The organism is Acidiphilium sp. PM, assembly GCF_000219295.1.
Lineage (GTDB): Bacteria > Pseudomonadota > Alphaproteobacteria > Acetobacterales > Acetobacteraceae > Acidiphilium > Acidiphilium multivorum.
Window position 1 is genome coordinate 52,834 of the sequence record NZ_AFPR01000513.1, and the last position, 16,372, is coordinate 69,205.

The following is a 16,372-nucleotide window of genomic DNA, read 5'->3' on the forward strand; positions in this document are numbered from 1 at the left end:
GGTCATTCAGCTGCCCTCTCGATCATACGGCCTCGCGCTAGTGCCGAGGCACCGGTGATTCGCGAAACCGTGCTGCCTTTTGGGCGCCAGCGGCGCAGCAGGAGCGCATTTGATACGACGCTGACGCTGGAAAACGCCATGGCCGCGCCAGCAACAACCGGGCTGAGATAACCGAGCGCCGCAAGCGGAATGCCAACGACATTGTAGATGAACGCCCAGAACAGTCCCTGGCGAATCTTGTTGAAGGTCGCGCGGGATATATCAAGCGCTGCCGCGACCAAGGCCGGATCGCCGCGCATCAGCGTGATCCCAGCCGTGTGGATAGCAACGTCGGAGCCGGTTGACATGGCGATACCGACGTGGGCGGAGGCAAGCGCCGGTGCATCGTTGACGCCATCTCCGACCATCGCAACCTTGCGGCCACCACGCCGGAACTCATTCACGACATCCGCTTTATGCTCGGGCAGGATCTCGGCAATCGCCTCGTCGATACCGAGAATTTGGGCCGCGGCGTCGGCGCTGCCCTGGTTGTCCCCGGTCAGCATTATGACACGCAAGCCCATGGCACGCAGAGAGGCGACGGCGTCATGCGCCGTCGGTTTCAGCGCGTCGCCGAAGCCGATCAGGCCGAGGACGCGCGGGGGCCCCGCCGACATCAAGCAACCAGGACACGGTGCGGCCTTCACGTTGGAGGGCGTCGGCACGCCCGGTAAGTACGTCGGCATCTATGCCGTGCTCGGACAGCAACCGCCCGCTTCCGAGCACGAGGTTGCGGCTCTCGACCATGGCGGTAATGCCGCGTCCCGGCAGCGCTTTAACAGCGGTGGCCGCAGGCGCCCGTACACCTTCGGCTTCGGCCCTTATACGCACAGCCTTGGCGAGAGGATGTTCGCTGCCATGCTGTACGGCCGCGGCGAGACGCAGCAATTCGGGACAGTCAATACCCTCTGCGGGTTCGATGGCGACTATAGAAGGGTTGCCTTCGGTCAAGGTGCCGGTCTTATCGAAGGCCACGGTGTCAATGCCGTGTGCCTCTTCCAGCGTCTCGGCGTCCCTGATCAAGATTCCGTATCGGGCCGCAACCCCGGTTCCCGCCATGACCGCGGTCGGTGTAGCGAGGCCAAGTGAACACGGACAAGCAATTACGAGGACAGCAACTGCGCTCAAGATAGCCTGCTCGATATCGCCGGTGACGAGCCACCACCCCACAAAAGCGATCCAGGCGATAACGAGCACGACCGGTACGAAAACCGCCGCAACCCGATCGACCTGCTTTTGGATCGGCGCCTTGGCCGCCTGCGCATTCTCCACCAATCGGACGATGCGCGCGAGCATTGATTCGGCGCCTACCGCCGTGGTTTCGATGAGTAAGAGCCCGTCGCCGTTGATTGCGCCGCCAGTGACCTTGTGACCCACACTCTTGGTCACCGGCAGGCTCTCTCCCGTCAGCATCGATTCGTCGGCCGAACTCTCACCCTCACGAATTAGGCCATCGACGGGAATCCGCTCACCGGGCCATACCACTACAAGATTTCCCACGGCGACCCTGTCAATCGGCACCTCCCGCTCTGAACCGTCGGTGGCACGCAGTCGCGCGCGCTCTGGCCGTAGGGCCGACAAGGCCCGCAGAGCTGCTCCAGTCTGCCGCTTCGCGCGCGCCTCCAACCACTTGCCGAAGAGGATAAGCGTTATGACGATCGCGGACGAATCGAAATAGAGCGTCGGCGTGCCGCCATAACTCCAGGATTTCAGGAGCGTGTAGAGGCTGAGAAGATAAGCCGCCGAAGTGCCAAGCGCGACCAGCAGGTCCATGTTGCCGGTATGAGCCCGCACTGCCGTCCAGCCTGCGCGGTAGAACCGTGCGCCGAGCCAGAACTGCACCGGAGTAGCAAGTGCAAGCTCGGCCCAGCCTGGAAGTGCCATTCTTATCCCTGCAACGTGGAAGATCATTGCAACGAGCAGCGGCGCCGTCAACGCGGCGGCAATGCCGACATGCATCAGATCGCGCTGTATCTCTTGCCGCTTCGCGGCTTCGGCGTCCGCTTCGCCACCTTCCGGGATCGCGTGTGCATCATAGCCCGCCTTTTCGATCGCAGCGATCAATATCGACACGTCGATGTCCGCACCCGTTATCCGAGCCCGTTCGGTGCCGAGATTGACCGCCACGTCGGCAACGCCCGGCAGTCTGCGGATCGCCTTTTCGACTCGCCCCACGCAGGAGGCGCAGGTCATGCCCTCGATGCCGAGATCAAGGACATCCGTTTGGGGAAGGCTGGGATGGCGGCTAGACAGAGCCGTTTCAAGCATCGCGAGAATCTTTCAACTGAATCCGACACCGGATCTGGTCACCGGCATCAAATCCATGGTTACAGATTCCCACAATAGGAAGGTCAAGCCTAAAAACTCATCCTCTGGGCTCTATGTGAAATCTCGGGTTTATCGGGCGGAAAGAACAGGTCTTGACCCTTCCTCCGTTGGAAGCCCCACACGTTCAGACGTGGTCGGCATTTGAAACGTCGGTTCCCCCCTGAACTCGGTACGGAGAGCATCATGCTGCAATTGAAGGTTCTGGAACGACATGCAACCACTGCGTTCGTTCTGTTACGAATGCGGTGCAAAATGCGGTTCCGGGCACCGCAGTCACTGCAAATCTGAAAACCGACACAGTGACTATTTCAAACCGGGATCGTATCCCGCTGAACAAGTTCGTGGCGGCCATCGTCGAGAAAGGATACGAAGTGGAGCCGGTGACTGCTCAGCCATGAGAAGGTTGACGGGTCTGTCCAATCGCAGAGCACCGCGTCTGGGTGGTCATCAGCGCTTCTCACACTTGTTTCGGTGCCGCATCCTCGAACATGTCATATTCCTGTATCGTCCACGAGCGTCCCGCAGATTAGAACTGGCAAATCCGGCGATACAAAATGCGCCAACCAAACAAGAGGAACGCAGTGCACACAATGAACGAGACCATGATCGCCGACGGGCTGGTCGGCGCGATCGGCAACACGCCGCTGATCCGGCTGAAGCGGGCCTCCGCCGCGACCGGCTGCGACATTCTCGGCAAGGCGGAATTCATGAATCCCGGCGGCTCGGTAAAGGACCGTGCAGCCATCGCCATCATCGAGGACGCGGAGCGGACGGGCGCGCTGCAGCCGGGCGGCACCATCGTCGAGGGGACCGCCGGCAACACCGGAATCGGACTGACTCTCGTCGCCAATGCGCGCGGCTACCGGTCGATCGTCGTGATGCCGGAGACCCAGAGCCAGGAAAAGATCGACTTCCTGCGGATGATCGGTGCCGATCTCAGGCTGGTGCCAGCGAAACCCTACCGCGATTCGGGCAATTACGTGCATGTCTCGCGGCGGATCGCCGAGGAAATCGGCGGATTTTGGGCCAACCAGTTTGACAACATCGCGAACCGGGAAGGCCATCGTCTGACCACCGGCGCCGAAATCTGGGCGCAAACCGGCGGCCGCGTCGACGCGTTTACCTGCGCCTGCGGCACCGGCGGAACGCTGGCCGGCATTGGCATGGCACTGAAGGCGCGACGCAAGGAGGTGCGGATCGTGCTGGCAGACCCGGAGGGCAGCGGGCTGCACGGATGGGTGAAATCGGGCGATCTCACGCCGAGCGGGACATCGATCACCGAGGGAATTGGCCAGTCGCGCGTCACCGCCAATCTGGACGGCGCGCCGGTCGACGATGCGTTGAAAATTCCCGACATGGAAGCATTGGAACAGGTTTTCGACCTCATGATCCACGAGGGGCTTTCAGTCGGCGGGTCCACGGGCATCAACGTTGCCGCGGCGATCCGCATCGCCCGCGATCTCGGTCCCGGGCATACCGTGGTCACGATCCTGTGCGATGGCGGCGCGCGCTATCAGACCAAATTGTTCAATCCAGAATTCCTGCGCGGCAAGAACCTCCCAGTTCCTCCGTGGCTTTGATTCGCTATCCACCGATAGTACTACTGATGATCGGAGCACAACGTTAAAGGACGTTCCCCCATGATGCCACCCGTGCCTCACATCGGTATGACCGTCAGTGCGGGGCCATTCTTCACGTCGTATCTGGACAAGCGGCAACCTTCAGGCCCAATCACGCTGCTAATGCTGTCTGAGTTCGGGCGGCACGGCGCGCTCGCCAGATCATGACCGCGCCGATCACGATCATCGGAATCGACAGCAGTTGGCCCATGGTCAAGCCGAACATCAGATAGCCGAGAAACCAGTCAGGCTGGCGGAAAAACTCCGCCGTGGTTCGCGCAATCCCGTAGCCCATCACGAATAGCCCTGCGAGATACCCGGGCTGGCTGCGTATTCGCTCGCTGCGCGATACCGTATAAAGTACGACGAACAGAGCGAGTCCTTCCAAAGTCGCTTCGATCAGTTCCGACGGATAGCGCGGCACGTCAGACCCGGATTGCGGATAGATCATGCGAAACGGAAACCAGGCGGGCGCCGGGCGCCCCCATAGCTCGCCATTGATGAAATTGGCGATCCTGCCCAGAAACAGCCCGATCGGTACCGGCACAGCAACCCGATCGGCAAACTGCCACGGATCGAGACCTCGCCGATGACAATAAATCAGGATCGCGACCGCAACGCCGATCAGTCCGCCGTGAAAGCTCATCCCCCCGTCCCATACGGCGTAGGTGCGGTCGAGATGGTGGAGAAAATAGACCGGCTGATAGAACAGAATATAGCCGATCCGTCCGCCGAGAACGACGCCCAGCGTTGCCCATGACAGAAAATCGTCAACCTGCTCATGAGTCGCGACCGTCGGCTTTTCGCGCACCAGGCGGCGCATCAGCCGCCAACCGACGACCAGTGCCGTGATGTAGGCGAGTGCATAATAATGAATGGCGAACGGGCCGAATTTTACCAGGATCGGGTCAAAATGCGGCCAGACATACACATGGTTCATCGATAGCTCCGGGAAATATCCCACCCGATATTGGATTTAGGCTTCGATTCGCCCATCACGTCCCGAGAGCAATCGAAACGGCGACAGGATTGCGAATGATATCGAGTACCGGCGACGTCCTCTGCACGTACTCGCTCAACGCCAATAGTTTCTCTCGCGACGCGTCACTCTTCAGGTGGCAAGTCACCCTGATGTTCTTATAGCCGGGACGGACCGTTTCCGATAAGCCCAAGAAACCTTGTAGGTCGACGTCTCCCTCCAACCGAAGGGTTACTTCGTCCAAATGAATGCTCTGAGCTGCCGCATTATAGGCAAAGCCCACGGCCAAGCAGGACGCGAGGCCAGCGAGCACGATCTCGACTGCGTTAGGCCCGGCATTGCCGCCCAGTAACACCGGCGGCTCGTCGCTTTCTATCACAAAGGGTTTACTTCGACTGGTATCTTCTCCACCCACACCATAAAAACTCTGGATTGTTGTACGGCTCTGTCCACCGCTCTTCCATGCCGTTTCTGCACGGAATTTGAAGTCAGAAAGGTTTGGTTCTGCTTTGATGGCGTCAACAGTTTTAACAAGTTTATCGACATCGACGCCGTTAATTTTGATCTCGTGGTTAGTCATGGTCTGCTCCCTCGTTTAGCGATGTGATGTAATTTTGATCGGTTACCGACAATCATAGATGCGTCTATTTCTAATACGATCCAGAACAAGCCGGTGTGGTTAGTCATCCTTTGGTTTCAGTCGTCCTGCCCACCAACATTCTGTCACTCCCCGATTGCTACATTTTGTTGCCCATCATACCGCGCATCATCGCCGGCATGCCTTCTTTGGCAAAACGGTCGAGCTCTTTGGCATGGGCGTAGATCACCTTGACCATTTCCGGATCGTCCGAGGTCTCTGTCACCTCAATGCCGGACGGCAACAGCCGGTATGAGCGCTGATATTTGGTGGCGTTCTGCAGCATCGTGCTGGCACTTGGGCTCATCATGTAATTGAACGGCCGGTTGGCGGCCATCCGGTCATACATTTCGATCACATGAGCCTGGATGATGCCAGCGGTTTTCGGGTTGCTGGAAACCGTCGCATCGATGATGCCGTTCGGCAGATATTCCGTGGCGCGCTGGATTTCGGCATGGCGCTCGAACAGTTCCATGCCCAGTTTCATCGGGCCCATCATGTTGCCGCGGGACATCATGTCGCTCATGCCGTTGCCGCCCATCATGCCGCCGCCCACCCCACTCTGGGGCACCTCGGCCAGCGCCTCCTTGCGGCCAAACCCGGCAAGTGCAAGCCCACCCGAAAGCAAACCGCCGATGGCGGCGGTAACGCTACGACGTTTCATGGTTCTCGTCCTTGACCTCGTTTGTGTGAATTTCAGCTCTTGTCAAACGTGCCGTGATCCGACTGCGCAGATGCCGCCCCAGACTCGCCCTTGGTTTTCACCGGGATCAGCAGATAACGCACCCCGTTCGACTCTGCCGGGGGAAAGCGCCCGGCGCGGATATTAACCTGGATCGAGGGCAGCAGCAGCGCCGGTGCGGCGAGGGTCGCATCGCGCGCATCGCGCATCGCGACGAATTCGTCTTCGGTGATACCGTCGTGGATATGCTTGTTTGTGGCGTGCTGGGCGGCGACCGTGGATTCCCAGGCGTAGTGGTCGCGTCCCGGCGCCTTGTAGTCGTGGCACATGAACAGCCGCGTCGCGGGCGGCAGTGCCAGCAGGCGGTGGATCGAGCGGTAGAGCTGATGCGCATCGCCACCCGGAAAATCGGCGCGGGCCGTACCATAGTCGGGCATGAACAGGCTGTCGCCCACGAACACGGCATCGCCAATCTTGTAGGCAATGTCGGCCGGCGTATGCCCCGGCACATGCAGCACCTCCACCTCCAGGCCGCCAATGGTGAAGCGTTCGCCATCGCGGTATAAACAATCGAAATCGCCGCCGTCGGCTTTCACGTCGGCGGCATTGAAAACCGGGCGGAAAATGCGCTGCACGTCGCGGATATGCTCGCCGATGCCGATCAACGCGCCGGTACGCCGCTTGATGAACGGCGCACCCGAGAGATGATCGGCATGGGCATGCGTTTCCAGCACGCGCTCGATGATCAGCCCAGCGGTCTCGGCGGCGTGCAAGATCGCTTCGACCGAGCTGGTATCGACCTCGCCCGATCCCGGATCATAGTCGAGCACCGGATCGATCACCGCCGCACGATGGGTTGCCGGATCGGCAATCAGATAACTCACCGTATGGGTCGGCTCGTCGAAAAATGCCTGAATCGAGGGACGGGCTTCGATCATGGTGCCTCCAAAATCGTGAGTCGGTTCGGTTATCGAGCATGCCGGCAAATGAAACTGACATGGCAAATCAGCCGCGTCTGCCGGCGGTGAGATATTTCAAAAGTGCCACGATTCCCAGCACGAGGAGGATCACGATCAGGATCATGACCAGGCCGAAGCCGCCCATCACGCCCCATCCCCAGCCATTCATCATGGTAGAATCCATCATTATATCGTACTCCAAGCCGTTACTAGGTCAGCCTCTATATAGGGATCACATGTCTCCGGAGATTGTCCGCGTGAGGCAAAGCTGTGCCAATTCATGTCGATCCCGCCATCTGGCACAAGCTGACACATCTTTGTTGCGGCGCGATCGACCATACCCGGCTAGAGCATCGGCGTGAATGACACCCCGCATATCCTGCTCGTCGAAGACCATCGCGAAATCCGTGACCTGGTGCAGCGCGTGCTGCAACGCGAGGGCTTCCGGGTCAGTCTCGCGGCTGAGGGGCGCGCCATGCGCAAGGTGCTGGCCGACCAGCGGATCGACCTGATCCTGCTCGACCTCATGCTGCCCGGTGAGGATGGCCTTTCACTCTGCCGCGCTGTGCGCGCGGACAGCCCAGTGCCGATCATCATGCTCACCGCCAAGGGTGACGAGGTCGATCGGGTGATCGGCCTGGAAATGGGTGCTGATGACTATCTGGCTAAGCCGTTCGGCAGCCGCGAGCTGATCGCGCGGATCAGGGCGGTTCTGCGCCGCGCCCCGTTTGCCGTCACGGCGGCGCGGCGAACCCTGCGATACCGCTTCGATCGCTGGGTGCTGGATATCGAACGCCGTGAAGTGCTCGGCGAAGACGGCATCGCCGTGCCGCTGAGTTCAGGCGAGTTCGATCTGCTCGTCGTGCTGGTGGAACGATCAGGCCGTTCGCTGAGCCGCGAGCAATTGCTCGATCTGGCGCGTGGCCGCAACGCGGCCCCGCTCGACCGCAGCATCGACACCCAGATCAGCAGGTTGCGCCGCAAGATCGAACGGGACGCTTCCGATCCACAACTGATCAAGACCATCTGGGGCAGCGGCTATATGTTCACGCCGACGGTCGAACCGCTGCTGCACGGCGATTGATGCGACGTTTTGCGCCCGCCACCTTGTTCGGCCAGACTGTCGTCGTATCGCTGGCCAGTCTGGTGATTTCGGCACTGCTAGGCTTCGCGATCCTGGCCTTCAACCAAGCCGCCGTGGTGCGCGCGATGGGCGCCTACGCGGCCAGCCAGCGTATCGTCAACCTCACATTGCTGATCGACAAATTGCCGCAAAACTGGCGAAGTCCCCTCGTCAAGGCGGCCAGCAGCGAGACGTTGCGGATCGCGATAGTGCCGCATAGGCCCGATTGGGCGAAGCATCGCGCAATCGGGGCGGACGCGCGGACGATCCGGGCGTTCCTGTCGCGCCAGTTGCCGGCGAACCTCGCGAATTCCTTGTCTGTCCAAGTCGGAAGCGTGTCTCACCGTGTGCCGACAGCACAGCGCAGCATGATGCCGATGATGAACCAGCATGCACTGTCGAATAGGCCGATGCGGGATTGTTGCGGCATGGGGGGTATGTCCGCGTGGCGCGCCCTGCGGGCAGCGGTGATGCTTCCGGGCGGACGATGGCTCATCTTCACCGTCGCCCTGCCCTCGACCGGCTTCGGCCTCGCCTGGCCATTCCTGATCGCCCTGATCGCCATGGGTCTGATCGTGATTACGGCCTCGATCTGGGCGGTGCGTCGGGTCACGGCACCGCTGCGCACATTGGCAGCCGCCGCCGAACGGCTTGGTCGTGATGTCGCGGCCTCGCCGCTTGCCGAAACCGGAACCACCGAAACGCGTCTGGCGGCACATGCGTTCAATGTGATGCAGTCCCGTCTGCGCCACCTAGTCGAAAGCCGCACCCGCATGCTGGCGGCGCTCTCGCACGATCTGCGTACCCCGCTTACCTTGTTGCAACTGCGCGTGGAGGATGTACCGCAGGCGGACGAGCGCGACCGCATGCTGGCGATCATCGCCGGAATGAACCAGATGATCGAAGCGACCCTGGCTTTCGCCCGCGACGCCGCCGCGGTCGAACCGTTCCGGCGCCTCGATCTGACGGCTCTGCTGGTCGCAATCGTGGATGATCTGGCCGACGCTGACCTCAAAGTATCCATGGAGCCGTCGCCGTCGGTTGCCGTCAGCTGCCAGCCTGCCGCGCTGCGACGCGCGTTGGTCAATCTGCTCGATAACGCTGTTAAATACGGTGGCTCGGCGACGGTGACGATCAGGACCAACCAGCAAACCGCTACAGTGACGATTGATGACGCGGGACCAGGCATCCCGGAGCTCGAGCTTGCTAAGGTTTTCGAGCCATTCTACCGGATCGAACAGTCACGCAGCCGCGAGACCGGCGGCAGCGGTCTCGGGCTGGCCATCGCGCTGGCGGTGATCACGGCGCATGGCGGCACCATCAAACTATCGAACTCCCCAAGTGGCGGTCTCTCAGCAAAGGTTACTTTTCCACGATAGTACCGAATTCTTCGCATTTTCTGAATTTCTGTATTTGATAAGACGCAAAGAAAGGTTTTGTGCAGAAAATACGGTGTATGGGATGATTTTATCGCTGATCACCACAACAGAAATTGATAACGCCATCCAATAATACAATGAAAGGTAGCAAATTTGTCCCCCATTTCAACGGGCCGGAGATCTGGCTCATGTCAGGTAGGAATGAACCACGCCGATTAGTTCTTCGGCCGCCTGGGCGCGATCAGTCTCCGCCTGTCTCGGGTCGACGATGTGCTGGCGGATGTGATGCTCTATCACCGTGCCAATGAACCCTTCCAGCGCGCCACGGCACGCCGTCGCCTGCTGCAACAGCGCCGTGCATCGGGCATCATCCTCCAACGCCGTCTGCATGGCTTCCACCTGGCCACGGATGCGGCTGAGCCGGTTTACCAGCTTGCGTTTTTCTTTGTCAGTGTATTGCATCGCCTCTTGACCATATACTGCGAGGGGGTATATGGCACGTCGAGCTGCGGAACGCGAATTCCGGCGGTTTTGATCAACCTATTTTTCCAAGGACCCCATGAAACCGCGATCGACCAGCCAGCCTTCGGAGGACGATAGTAAGCGCTTTTCGCTTGCTGTCAGGTTCACCGTGGGATGGAGGATTGCCCGGGCCGGATACGCGGCTGGAGTGATGCGCGCGACGCGTTGAACCCAGCCCATCCCTCCCGGGTTCCAGCCAATGCTGACCAGGAGGAGGGATCGATATGATCTTCCGCAAAAAACGATTGGATCGGCCGTCTTCGCAGATCGGGAGCGCCGCGCCGAATGACGGGGCATTACCGCGCCGTCGGCTTGTCGCCTGCTGGCGTCCCGATGGTTCGGGGCAGCTCGTGATCTATTGGAAGGTGGTCGAGGAACGCGGCGAACCGGCCGGCTGACATCGGTCCGGGTTGCCGTCAGCTTTCGCATCGTTCCCGCCTCTCATTTGCCGATCACGGAGACATGCCATGTCCGCCGAAACCGATATTCTGGTCTCACCCGAAACCGCCCGCATCACCTTTCCCGATGGCCTGGAAGCGCGATTGCGCGATCGCCTGCGCATCCAGCGTTTGCGCACCGGCAAGCACAGCCTGGGCAACCGCATCGCCCTTGGCCTCGCGCTTGTCGGCCCTGGCCTTCTGGTCATGCTTGGCGACAATGATGCCGGTGGCGTCATCACCTATGCGCAAACCGGTGCCACCTACGGGTTCAGCCTGTTCATCCCGCTGATGATCCCGCTGGGCTTCATCGCCTATCTGGTCCAGGAAATGACGATCCGGCTCGGCGCCGTGACCCGCCGCGGTCATGCCGAGATGATCTGGAAGCGCTACGGGGCTTTTTGGGGCGCGTTTTCCCTGATCGATCTCGTGGTCGCAAACATTCTGACGCTGATGACCGAGTTCATCGGCATCCGGGTTGCGAGCGAGATTTTTCATGTCCCCTACCTGGTGACGATCCCCGTCGCTTTCGCCTTTATTGTGAGCATTCTGTTGTTCCTGAAATACTATACCTGGGAACGCATTTCCTTGTTCGTCGCGGCGTTCAACTTGGTGTTCGTGCCGCTCGCCCTGTTCTCCCATCCGGACTGGGGTGCGATCGGCCGCACCTTCGCCGGCACCGGTTGGGCGCTGCCGGGCGGGTTGCTCTCGGCTGGATTCCTGATCCTGGTTTCGGCGAATATCGGCACCACGATCGCGCCCTGGCAGTTGTTCTTCCAGCAATCCTGTGTGGTCGATAAGGGCATTCTGCCGCAGGACATCAGGGCGAGCAGGCGTGATCTGATGCTCGGCGTGATCGGCATGGTCGTTGTCGCCACCTCGATCATCGTGATTTCGGGACAGTATCTGCACGGCATGCCCAACGCCGCAGCACTGGGTGATCATTCGGTGCTCGCCGGTATCGGATCAAAACTCGGTCATGGCGCCATGACCGTCTTCGCCCTCGGGCTGCTCGAAGCTGGCCTGATCGCCTCGATCGTGATCACCGCCAGCACCGCCTGGGCGATCGGCGAGGCGCTCGACGTGCCCCGCTCGGTCAACATATCGCCACGCCGGTCGCTGTATTTCTACGCGCCGGCGATCCTCGGCACCGCGATTGCTGCTGGGGTTCTGATGCTGCCGCACGTGCCGGTCGGGTTCCTGAACCTGACCGTCCAGGTGGTCGCGACGGTGTTCATGCCGGCCGCCATGCTGTTCCTGCTGATGCTGCTCAACGATCGGGAATTGCTGGGCGAGCACGTGAATTCACCGATCCGCAACATCCTTTCGGTCAGCGTCATGGTGATGCTGATCGCGTGCAATGGCCTCTATGGCATCGCCACCGTGTTTCCCTATGCCCTTTGAAACTTCGTCGCTCAGGAGCATCACATCATGATCCAGGACAATCGTTTTAACGCCAATGAAACACGTCGTTCGAAAAGCGTTAGCCGGATACCGGTGCCGCGCACGGCCAGGGCCAGCCAGCGCGACCTCGACTGCACCGTCCATGACAGCGCCGACATTGCCGCAATCGCGCACACCGAAGGGTGGCTGATGCCGCTCATGTCGATCGAGCGGGTTGCCCTCCGTCCCTGGCAGCAAGCCGTGTTCTGGGGTCTGCGCCTCTATATCGGCGTCATGCTGATCATCATGGGCTGGGGATTTTTCCACGTCGCAGGGGGATAGGCGGCTGCTGTCTCGCAACGAACCATAGATGTAGCTGCTCGCTTTCATCCAGAGCCATGCTCGAATTCATCGCTGATTTTTGCTCAAATTATGTGATCGTCGGCGCCCCTTTGTGCTCAAATTATCTGTTTCTATGCTCGAATTGAATGATCGGCGATCAACATCAGAGGTTGGCGCTCACATTCATTGGCAGCGAGCACGCGCCTGTTGCCCTTATCGATCTCATTTCGTGATTTGCGGCTTCTGGCTCAGATTTCTGGCCGTGCCGGACGGAACCTCTGATCCGAAGAGCGCATTCGATGCCCAGGCTGCGACCGCCTCTACCGCGGCAAAGGCCTCCAGCGTAGGCCCGAAGCCGAGGTGGAGCATTTCGCCAAAAAGGAGGCTGCCAAGGCCAAAGCCAGTAAACAGAAAGAATACGTTGAGGCCCATGGCTTGCCCCGGACGCTTGCTGTCAAGCGACGTGACGATGCCAGCAAACAGCGGCTGCGTCATGTCGTAGCCAAGCGACAGGATCGTGACCGCAATGGCGGCGGCAAGGAGGGGCAGGTCGAGGATTAGCGCTACCGCTGCGAGGGCACCAAGCGCGAGCCCGATCGGGATGAGGCGGCCACGCCCCAGCCGATCTGCGAGCCGCCCGATCACCGGGCCGAACAAGAAGCCCGGAACGCCGTAGCCTAGCAGTGCCAGACCAATGCCGATCGGGCCGAGGTGGTAACGGCGTTGGAAGTACACCCCGAGCCAGGTGAATACGCCGGACTGGAACACGGAGTTGAGCAGGACATAGCCATAGGTGCGGCGGCCTCGGGGAGTGCTGAGCAGATCACGGTAGCCCCGGAAGAGATCGCCCACGGTCGCGAGCGCCTGACGTGGGTGCGCCCCGATGACGCCGCGGTAGCGCAGCAGCAGGAGCAGGACGCCCGCGCCGGTGATAGCGACGAGGAGAAACAACCCCCGCCATCCGACATATGGCTCCAGCACAGCACCAAAAGTCGAGCCGAAGGCCATACCTCCAGCCATGGCGCCGAACAGCCAGCCAAGCGGCCGGCCTCTTTGCTCGTAGGGGAACATACCACCGACGAGAACGAGCGCGAGCGGCACAACCCCGCTCGCACCGAGACCGGTCAGCACGCGCCATGTCGCCAGCGCCGCGACGGAATGCGCGGTCGCGGTCAGAACCGTGAGCACCGCGAAGGCGGCGAGCGACGTGAACATGAGGGAGCGGATGCCGAGCCGGTCCGCGAGCAGGCCGTAGGCCAACGTCGCGATTCCATAGGGGATCAGGTAGGCGGGCACGATCAGGCCGACGGTTCTGACAGACGCGCCGAAAGCAAGGCCAAGCTGCGGAATGATCGGCGCCACCATGAACGCCTGGAAGAAGATGATGAAGGTTGCCAGCGCGAGCACTCGCAGGAGGTGCTCACGCTCGATTTGTGCGCCCAAATGGACCTCGGACACCGCACCTGGGGATGTTCTGTTCATCCTGTCCTGCTCACGCCGCACTCGGCGCGACCGCGGTTTCCGCGGAATGGCCGACGCTCGCGACCGCGTCGAAGAACAGCCTCGGGTTTCCTCCGAGCGAGTTGACGAAGATCGCAGTCACGCTCACCGCCATCGCGACCATCGCCCACACCGGCTGGACAAGGCCGGTCGCGGCCAGCGGGATGCCGGCACCGTTGAAGACGAAGGCAAGGGCGACGTTCTGTAGCAGCTTGCCATAGCTGTGGCGGCTGATCTCCCGCGCCACCGGGAGCGCGCCCAGGCGGTTCGACAGGATGATGATGTCGGCGGACTCGATGGCGATGTCGGTGCCCCCGCCCATCGCGATGCCAATGTCGGCTTGCATCAGCGCGGGCGCGTCGTTGATCCCGTCGCCGACCATTGCAACCCGGCTGCCGTCGGCCTGAAGGCTGCGCACGATTTCCGCTTTCTCATGGGGCAGGACACCAGCACGCACCTCATCGATCCCCACTTCCAGGGCGACATGCCGTGCCGCGCGTTCATTATCGCCGGTGACCATGACGGGCACCATCCCCGCTTTGCGCAAGGAAGCGACCGCGCGGGCCGCATCGGGACGCAGTGTGTCACCCAGGGCCAGCGCCCCCAGCGCGCGGCCGTTCCGGCTCACCGCGATCACGGTTCGCCCTACCGCTTCCAGGGCGTCGATCCGTTCGGCGAGACGGGACAGATCAACGCCGTGCTCGCTCAGAAAGCGCGGGCTGCCCACCAGAACGTCATCGCCTTTGATCCGCGCGATCACGCCCTTGCCGGGGATCGCCTCGAAAGATTCGACCTCGGGCGGGACGACGCCATGCTCGAACGCTGCGTTCACCACGGCTTGGGCAAGCGGATGCTCGGATGACGCTTCGGCCGCCGCGGCCAGGGCAAGAAGGTTGTCCTCTCGCTCTTCGATCACTTCGACCTCCCGCAGGACCGGACGACCTGCCGTGAGGGTGCCGGTCTTGTCGAGCACGATTTTGGTCGCCAGCCGATAACCCTGGAACGCTTCGCCGGTGCGCATCAGAATGCCCCGCCCAGCAGCATCCCCGGCTCCACGAACAATGGAGAGCGGTGCCGAAATACCGAGCGCGCACGGATACCCCATCACCAGCACGCTGAGACCCGCGAACACCGCACGCTCGATATCGACATGCCCGGTGGCGAGCCATGAGCCAACCAGCCAGAAAATGACGGCGAGCGTGGCGATCAGCAGCACGGTTGGCGTGTAGACGCGCAGGACCCGGTCAACGAGGTGGAGGATGCCGGGTTTCAGCGCGCGTGCGTCTTCCACCTCACGGACGATCCTTTGCAGAAAGCTACCGTCGCCGACCGCCGTGACCGCCACCAGCAGCGTACCGGTGCCATTGATCGAGCCGCCGATGACCGCGGCACCCTCTGTCATCTCGACAGGGATCGCCTCGCCGGTCACCAGTGACTGGTCAACCCCAGACCGGCCGCTCACGACAACACCATCCACCGGCACACGCTCGCCAGGGCGGACCCGGACCCGGTCACCGACCTTCACGTCCGCGAGCGGAACGTCCATTTCGATGCCACCGCGCACGATGCGGGCGGTTTCGGGTTGGAGGTTGAGCAGCTTCTTGACCGCCTGCGAACTACGCGTCTTGACGATGAGCGACAGCCACTCGGAGAAGATATGGTAGGTCGTGACCATCACCGCCACGGCGAAAAACTGCGCGGTGGGATAGCCCGGCCGGTTCAGGACCATGCCGATGATGCCCCCGGCCATGCCCGCAAAGGCGCCGATTTCGAGCAGGACATGCTGATTGAGAATGCCGCGCCGCAATGCCTGGAAGGCCATCAGCAGGATATGCCTAGCCACGCCGAACACCAGGGTCAGGGCCAGAGTGCCGACGATCCATGGTCCGGCTCGCGTGAGGTAGCCTTCCAGATTGAGATAAAGCAAAGTCAGCGCCATGACGGCGAGGCTACCGGCTCCGCCGATCGCTGCCCATAGGCCGTTCGATCGGAGGACGAGGAATACGAGTCCGCCAAGACTGAGGCAGACCAGAGCGGGGAGCGCGCCGAGCCAACCGCTTGCGGGATTCGCGATGATCGGGATGGCGGCCACGCTCAAGGCCGCCGCCATCACGAAACGCCGGCTTTCGCGGACCAGATCGCGCTCCTCGTCATCGAACGGACGCAATTTGCGCGGGTCCGAAATCGTGTAGCCGATGTCGCGCAATATCTGGAGCAGTTGGCCGGGCCTGGCGATGCTTGGATCATATTCGATGAGGGCCTGCTCGTGGGTAAGGCTGACCGCGACCTTATCGACGCCCGGCTGTCGCCCAAGCGCCTTCTCGATGGTGCCAGTGCAGAGCGAGCAGTGCAGTCCACCGATGCGGGCGCGGATTTTGCGCCGATCCGGCCGGTTGGACGGTTCTTCGGTCCAGAACGCTTCAGCGGCAATTGTTTCGGACAT

Annotated in this window: 17 protein-coding genes; 7 read left to right on the top strand and 10 right to left on the bottom strand. The window is 61.3% G+C overall.

What is annotated here, in order from left to right; translation table 11 throughout:
• Nucleotides 1-2 precede the first annotated feature (2 nt).
• Both APM_RS23165 and APM_RS16405 read right to left on the bottom strand, forming a co-directional pair.
• Nucleotides 3-656: an HAD-IC family P-type ATPase gene (locus APM_RS23165; protein ID WP_371259414.1), complete on the bottom strand. Its 654-nt coding sequence runs from the start codon at nucleotides 654-656 to the stop codon at nucleotides 3-5.
• Nucleotides 586-2,307, bottom strand: a complete 1,722-nt coding sequence (locus tag APM_RS16405) for a cation-translocating P-type ATPase (RefSeq protein ID WP_007424504.1) — start codon at nucleotides 2,305-2,307, stop codon at nucleotides 586-588. The genes APM_RS23165 and APM_RS16405 overlap by 71 nt, the downstream gene beginning before the upstream one ends.
• A 251-nt stretch (nucleotides 2,308-2,558) precedes the next feature.
• Here APM_RS16405 and APM_RS23170 point away from each other — a divergent pair, with 251 nt between their 5' ends.
• Both APM_RS23170 and APM_RS16410 read left to right on the top strand, forming a co-directional pair.
• Nucleotides 2,559-2,765 (top strand): heavy-metal-associated domain-containing protein, encoded by a 207-nt coding sequence (locus APM_RS23170; RefSeq protein ID WP_083818702.1) that lies wholly within the window; start codon nucleotides 2,559-2,561, stop codon nucleotides 2,763-2,765.
• 192 nt (nucleotides 2,766-2,957) lie between these two features.
• A complete protein-coding gene (locus APM_RS16410; RefSeq protein WP_039889029.1) occupies nucleotides 2,958-3,947 on the top strand; it encodes a cysteine synthase A in 990 nt (329 codons plus the stop codon).
• A gap of 151 nt (nucleotides 3,948-4,098) precedes the next feature.
• On the opposite strand, the gene lgt is transcribed toward APM_RS16410, so the two are convergent.
• The 5 genes from lgt to APM_RS22080 all read right to left on the bottom strand — a co-directional run bounded on the left by lgt (nucleotide 4,099) and on the right by APM_RS22080 (nucleotide 7,427).
• The gene (lgt, locus tag APM_RS16415) at nucleotides 4,099-4,926 is read right to left on the bottom strand and encodes a prolipoprotein diacylglyceryl transferase (RefSeq protein ID WP_039889030.1); all 828 of its coding nucleotides are present in this window, start codon (nucleotides 4,924-4,926) and stop codon (nucleotides 4,099-4,101) included.
• Between the two features lie 55 nt (nucleotides 4,927-4,981).
• Nucleotides 4,982-5,545: an OsmC family protein gene (locus tag APM_RS20710; RefSeq protein WP_083818703.1), complete on the bottom strand. Its 564-nt coding sequence runs from the start codon at nucleotides 5,543-5,545 to the stop codon at nucleotides 4,982-4,984.
• A 157-nt stretch (nucleotides 5,546-5,702) separates the two neighbouring features.
• Nucleotides 5,703-6,266: a hypothetical protein gene (locus APM_RS16425; protein WP_007424507.1), complete on the bottom strand. Its 564-nt coding sequence runs from the start codon at nucleotides 6,264-6,266 to the stop codon at nucleotides 5,703-5,705.
• A 32-nt stretch (nucleotides 6,267-6,298) separates the two neighbouring features.
• Nucleotides 6,299-7,222: an MBL fold metallo-hydrolase gene (locus APM_RS16430; RefSeq protein ID WP_007424508.1), complete on the bottom strand. Its 924-nt coding sequence runs from the start codon at nucleotides 7,220-7,222 to the stop codon at nucleotides 6,299-6,301.
• 67 nt (nucleotides 7,223-7,289) lie between these two features.
• Complete coding sequence (locus tag APM_RS22080) at nucleotides 7,290-7,427, bottom strand: hypothetical protein (RefSeq protein WP_158005008.1); 138 nt, start codon at nucleotides 7,425-7,427, stop codon at nucleotides 7,290-7,292.
• 174 nt (nucleotides 7,428-7,601) lie between these two features.
• Between APM_RS22080 and APM_RS16435 the strand changes: the two genes are divergently transcribed.
• Together APM_RS16435 and APM_RS16440 are read left to right on the top strand one after the other, a co-directional pair.
• Nucleotides 7,602-8,327, top strand: coding sequence for a response regulator (locus APM_RS16435; RefSeq protein ID WP_007424509.1), 726 nt, complete (start codon nucleotides 7,602-7,604; stop codon nucleotides 8,325-8,327).
• On the top strand, nucleotides 8,327-9,745 hold the full coding sequence (locus APM_RS16440; protein ID WP_007424510.1) for an ATP-binding protein: 1,419 nt from the start codon (nucleotides 8,327-8,329) through the stop codon (nucleotides 9,743-9,745). The genes APM_RS16435 and APM_RS16440 overlap by 1 nt, the downstream gene beginning before the upstream one ends.
• A gap of 186 nt (nucleotides 9,746-9,931) precedes the next feature.
• On the opposite strand, the gene APM_RS16445 is transcribed toward APM_RS16440, so the two are convergent.
• Nucleotides 9,932-10,207: a metal/formaldehyde-sensitive transcriptional repressor gene (locus APM_RS16445; RefSeq protein ID WP_007424511.1), complete on the bottom strand. Its 276-nt coding sequence runs from the start codon at nucleotides 10,205-10,207 to the stop codon at nucleotides 9,932-9,934.
• Between the two features lie 284 nt (nucleotides 10,208-10,491).
• On the opposite strand from APM_RS16445, the gene APM_RS22085 reads away from it, so the two are divergent.
• The 3 genes from APM_RS22085 to APM_RS16455 all read left to right on the top strand — a co-directional run bounded on the left by APM_RS22085 (nucleotide 10,492) and on the right by APM_RS16455 (nucleotide 12,429).
• Nucleotides 10,492-10,665, top strand: a complete 174-nt coding sequence (locus APM_RS22085) for a hypothetical protein (RefSeq protein ID WP_158005009.1) — start codon at nucleotides 10,492-10,494, stop codon at nucleotides 10,663-10,665.
• A gap of 69 nt (nucleotides 10,666-10,734) precedes the next feature.
• Nucleotides 10,735-12,108 (top strand): NRAMP family divalent metal transporter, encoded by a 1,374-nt coding sequence (locus tag APM_RS16450; RefSeq protein WP_007424512.1) that lies wholly within the window; start codon nucleotides 10,735-10,737, stop codon nucleotides 12,106-12,108.
• Nucleotides 12,109-12,135: 27 nt separating this feature from the next.
• A complete protein-coding gene (locus APM_RS16455; RefSeq protein ID WP_007424513.1) occupies nucleotides 12,136-12,429 on the top strand; it encodes a hypothetical protein in 294 nt (97 codons plus the stop codon).
• Nucleotides 12,430-12,651: 222 nt separating this feature from the next.
• Here the strand turns inward: APM_RS16455 and APM_RS16460 are convergent, their stop codons facing one another.
• On the bottom strand, nucleotides 12,652-13,911 hold the full coding sequence (locus APM_RS16460) for an MFS transporter (protein ID WP_039889068.1): 1,260 nt from the start codon (nucleotides 13,909-13,911) through the stop codon (nucleotides 12,652-12,654).
• Nucleotides 13,912-13,921: 10 nt separating this feature from the next.
• Nucleotides 13,922-16,372, bottom strand: coding sequence for a cation-translocating P-type ATPase (locus APM_RS16465; RefSeq protein WP_007424515.1), 2,451 nt, complete (start codon nucleotides 16,370-16,372; stop codon nucleotides 13,922-13,924).

What these genes read in the sequence shown, in the direction of transcription:
- APM_RS16410 (WP_039889029.1), top strand. Translation starts at nt 2,958, where the DNA reads ATGAACGAGACCATGATCGCCGACGGGCTGGTCGGCGCGATCGGCAAC.
- APM_RS16460 (WP_039889068.1), bottom strand. Translation starts at nt 13,911, where the DNA reads ATGAACAGAACATCCCCAGGTGCGGTGTCCGAGGTCCATTTGGGCGCA.
- APM_RS22085 (WP_158005009.1), top strand. Translation starts at nt 10,492, where the DNA reads ATGATCTTCCGCAAAAAACGATTGGATCGGCCGTCTTCGCAGATCGGG.
- APM_RS16430 (WP_007424508.1), bottom strand. Translation starts at nt 7,222, where the DNA reads ATGATCGAAGCCCGTCCCTCGATTCAGGCATTTTTCGACGAGCCGACC.
- APM_RS16425 (WP_007424507.1), bottom strand. Translation starts at nt 6,266, where the DNA reads ATGAAACGTCGTAGCGTTACCGCCGCCATCGGCGGTTTGCTTTCGGGT.
- APM_RS16405 (WP_007424504.1), bottom strand. Translation starts at nt 2,307, where the DNA reads ATGCTTGAAACGGCTCTGTCTAGCCGCCATCCCAGCCTTCCCCAAACG.
- lgt (WP_039889030.1), bottom strand. Translation starts at nt 4,926, where the DNA reads ATGAACCATGTGTATGTCTGGCCGCATTTTGACCCGATCCTGGTAAAA.
- APM_RS16450 (WP_007424512.1), top strand. Translation starts at nt 10,735, where the DNA reads ATGTCCGCCGAAACCGATATTCTGGTCTCACCCGAAACCGCCCGCATC.
- APM_RS20710 (WP_083818703.1), bottom strand. Translation starts at nt 5,545, where the DNA reads ATGACTAACCACGAGATCAAAATTAACGGCGTCGATGTCGATAAACTT.
- APM_RS16465 (WP_007424515.1), bottom strand. Translation starts at nt 16,372, where the DNA reads ATGTCCGAAACAATTGCCGCTGAAGCGTTCTGGACCGAAGAACCGTCC.
- APM_RS23165 (WP_371259414.1), bottom strand. Translation starts at nt 656, where the DNA reads ATGTCGGCGGGGCCCCCGCGCGTCCTCGGCCTGATCGGCTTCGGCGAC.
- APM_RS22080 (WP_158005008.1), bottom strand. Translation starts at nt 7,427, where the DNA reads ATGGATTCTACCATGATGAATGGCTGGGGATGGGGCGTGATGGGCGGC.
- APM_RS16445 (WP_007424511.1), bottom strand. Translation starts at nt 10,207, where the DNA reads ATGCAATACACTGACAAAGAAAAACGCAAGCTGGTAAACCGGCTCAGC.
- APM_RS16440 (WP_007424510.1), top strand. Translation starts at nt 8,327, where the DNA reads ATGCGACGTTTTGCGCCCGCCACCTTGTTCGGCCAGACTGTCGTCGTA.
- APM_RS16455 (WP_007424513.1), top strand. Translation starts at nt 12,136, where the DNA reads ATGATCCAGGACAATCGTTTTAACGCCAATGAAACACGTCGTTCGAAA.